This window comes from Neobacillus sp. NRS-1170 (genome assembly GCF_050468025.1).
The window spans coordinates 1-3,510 of the sequence record NZ_JBITPF010000114.1 but is presented as its reverse complement, the minus strand read 5'-3'; the positions used below and the strand labels follow the sequence as shown (position 1 = coordinate 3,510).

Below are 3,510 nucleotides of genomic sequence, written 5' to 3'. Positions count from 1 at the left end.
CATTTTCATTCTCTGTGGTGCAGTGCCGATTTTTACGCTGCATGGGTGGCTAACGGGTGCAAGAGTTTAAGGTGGGATGGCTGCGGCGATTCCTTTTTTCTTGTACCAACGGGGCAGTTTAGCATTCCTGTAGATCGTTATTTTTCGACTTTGAAAAAAATAGGGTCCCTCAGTAAGATATGAGTATAGACACCACTCTAACTCAAAACCTTAAGGAGGAACCCTAATATGAAGTTTAAAATGCAAGACAAACAAAATCAACTAATAGAAAGAATTTCCGTTAAACATCTGGTTGTTGGTGTGGATATAGCCCAACAATTACACGTGGCTAGAGCTGTAAATTTCCGCGGAATTGTAGTAGGAGACCCACTGGCCTTCGAAAACAATGAAGAAGGATTTGGTCATTTATTAAAATGGATCAATAATCTTAAAAAATTAAATAATTTAGATGCAGTTATAGTTGGTATGGAGCCGACTGGACACTACTGGATCAACCTTTCAAAATGGTTATCTAAACAAAATACAGAGGTAGTAACTGTAAACCCTCATTTAGTGAAAAGGAATAAAGAAAATCGCGATAATACTCAATCAAAAAGTGATAAAAAAGATGCCTTAGTTATCGCTGATATGGTTAAAAACGGTTACTACAGTTTTGTTAGGTACACTTCAGAATCATTCGAAAAACTGAGAGTCCTTATGTCAAACCGTGATGTAGTAGTTAAACGTCTTGTAAGTTCTATTAATCAATTAAATCGTTGGGTAGATATTGTCTTTCCTGAACTCAGACAAGTGTTTAAAGATATTACGGCTAAAGGTGCAATCGCAACCCTCCGTCTATTCCCGACCCCCATGGAGTTAGTGACTAAGCAGCCACATGAAGTTATTACAGGTTGGAAGTCAAAAATGAAGAGGCAGCCTGGATTAAAAAAAGCCCAATTACTTATTCAGGTTGCAAGAAGATCTGTCGGAACCAGACAAGCTCTGGATGCGTATAAATTTCATTTAGAACAATTACTAGAGGAGTATGATTTAGCAGTAACACAACTCGAAAGAGTTGAAAAGCAAGTTATTGACGTATTAAATAAGATCCCTTTTGCACAAAAACTGCTTTCTATTAAAGGAGTTAGTGAAATTTCATTAGCTGGTATATTAGGAGAAGCAGGAGATTTAAGTAGTTTTTCTCATGGTAATTCCCTTCTTCGCCATGCAGGATTGCACTTAGCTGAAGCAAGTTCAGGGAAGTGGAAAGGACAAATTGTCATCTCTAAACGTGGAAGGTCCAGACTACGACGATTCCTCTATTTAGCGACATTGAGCCTTGTGATGAATAACCCAGAATTTAAAGCAATTCACTCCCATAATGTTAATGTGAAAAAAATGAAGAAAATAAAATCGATTATGAAATTGGTTGGAAAGTTAGCCCGTATATTTGTAGGAATAGCCAAAAGAAATGAATCCAATTGTCCAGAAAAATTACAACCTTTATATTCCATAGCTGCATAAGAAATAATAGATTCTTAGACTTTTTTCCCCGTAAGGGGAAAATCCAATAAATAAATAATCTTTAAACATCGAATGTTGGCTTATTCGTAGGATTTCAAATATGTACGGAGTACCAGATTTGTTCAACAAAAGGGCACTGACCCATCAGGTTAGCATAACTGGCCTCCACCCCTTGACCCCTTGGATAGGCATGACGAAGGAATGAGAGGGCAATTGACCCGTTGAGACATGGGAGGGAAAGCCTCCAGGGGCGGCGTGGAGAAGTACATTATATGGTAAAATATGGAGCGGTAGCTGACTCCTTTATTTAACTATGCCTTCACGAAGCCAAAATGATCTGAACTCATTTCATTTAACTGTAACTCTAATTACAAGGGTTATGAAATCCTGCGAATAAGGGAGCATTCGAGAGATATTCGTATTAAACTGAGGGAGTTGAATAAGGGTAATTCCCTGTACTCGCTACAAGAAAGGAGTATTTCCAATGAAAAAATTATCCATGTACCTTCATTACAATGGAGAAAACTTAGTCCGTTGGGTAAGCCAAAATGCACTCATAAAAAGAAGAATCTGAATCGGGACAGAATAACTATAACGCCAGGCATTTGGCTCATAAATGCCCAGCCAGTCAAAAAATGGTTCTGCTATATAGGAAGTTAAAAGTGCGAAAAATATTGCTTTAAACCATGGGTTTATTTTTGGAAAGAGTTGCAGGAGAATCATTACCGATACAGGCATGAGCGTAACATCCCATGGGAAATAGGTAGGAAGTGTCGGGATTACATGAAACCGATAATGCCAAATGCCTATTTGGTCTCTTAAAATATCAAGCAGGGTTGAAATTGCCATAATATAAAAACCCACATACATTATCCGATCTGTACTTTGTTTTTTTCTAATATGAAACCAGATAATCCAAGGGATAATTGAGAGAGCAACCCCAAACCACCATAAGCCAGAAAAAAGAACATGTTCTTGCCAAATATCTATCTTTTGGTCAATTAATTCTTCGGTCGTATAATAATTTTTATCTTGTATCGAGATGATGCTGTCTTTACTCTCCATATGATCACTCGCTTCAATCCAATAGTATTACTTTAGGTTTAGATACTATTATAAAAATATACATTTATTAGTGCACACCCTTAAACTTGGTAATAAATGCAGCTCGTTTATGAGTACCGAGATTACATCTAAGGGATGGTTGCAGCCCCTTTCTTCTTATGCTAATAAGTGCTAACAAAATTAACAAAGTTATTAAAAGAAATTATCTATATTCTTTTCTAGTGTAGGAAAAGTTATTAAAGTGCATAAAGAGAGGTGGCACTTAATATGAGTAGATTTTCATATTCACTAAGGAGGATAACGATGGGAATTTTATCTGGAAATCCAAAGAATGAGCCTTTACATTACGGGGAAGTCTTTGATATTTGGGCTTCTCAACTAGTCGGAAATAGTCTGATTGCAGGTTATCAAACGATGATCAACCACGCAGGTGATGAAGATTTAAAGAAGTTATTAGTAGAAGCAATTGAAACTTACCAGCAAGAAAAAAAACAGGTTGAAGAGTTATTAAAAGAAAACGGTGTGGGCTTACCACCTGCTGCTCCAGAGCCTCCAGATGCATGTTTGGAGAATATTCCAGTAGGTGCAAGAATTCCAGATCCAGCAATTGCAGCTACACTTTCCGCTAATATTGCTGCCGGATTAGTAACTTGCAGCCAAGTAATCGGTAAATCCATCAGGGAAGACGTTGCTATGATGTACGTTCAATTTCATAATCAAAAGGTAGCCCTTGGAGCAAAAGTGCTTCGTTTAAATAAAGAAAAAGGATGGCTTGTCCCACCTCCACTGCATCTAAATAAACATGGTGATTGTTAATTTTGGGCACAGTTATTTCTAACCGTGTTTTTTATTATGCCTCCCGACAATCATGAATTGCTAATTGGTAAAAGCAACATATCAATTAAATTTAGAGTTGTGAAGAAATGTACTGATATGAACGAA

At 37.2% G+C, this 3,510-nt stretch carries 4 protein-coding genes; 3 read left to right on the top strand and 1 reads right to left on the bottom strand.

The window, feature by feature from the left end:
- Positions 1-183: hypothetical protein (locus ACIFOT_RS32000; protein ID WP_430072929.1), on the top strand; the 183-nt coding region annotated here is incomplete at its 5' end.
- A 45-nt stretch (positions 184-228) separates the two neighbouring features.
- Entirely contained in the window at positions 229-1,503 is a 1,275-nt protein-coding gene (locus ACIFOT_RS31995; RefSeq protein WP_430072926.1) for an IS110 family transposase, read from the top strand.
- A gap of 510 nt (positions 1,504-2,013) precedes the next feature.
- Here ACIFOT_RS31995 and ACIFOT_RS31990 read toward each other — a convergent pair.
- The gene (locus ACIFOT_RS31990; protein WP_430072923.1) at positions 2,014-2,568 is read right to left on the bottom strand and encodes a CBO0543 family protein; all 555 of its coding nucleotides are present in this window, start codon (positions 2,566-2,568) and stop codon (positions 2,014-2,016) included.
- A 303-nt stretch (positions 2,569-2,871) separates the two neighbouring features.
- Between ACIFOT_RS31990 and ACIFOT_RS31985 the strand changes: the two genes are divergently transcribed.
- Complete coding sequence (locus tag ACIFOT_RS31985; RefSeq protein ID WP_430072920.1) at positions 2,872-3,384, top strand: DUF3231 family protein; 513 nt, start codon at positions 2,872-2,874, stop codon at positions 3,382-3,384.
- The last annotated feature ends 126 nt before the right edge of the window (positions 3,385-3,510 follow it).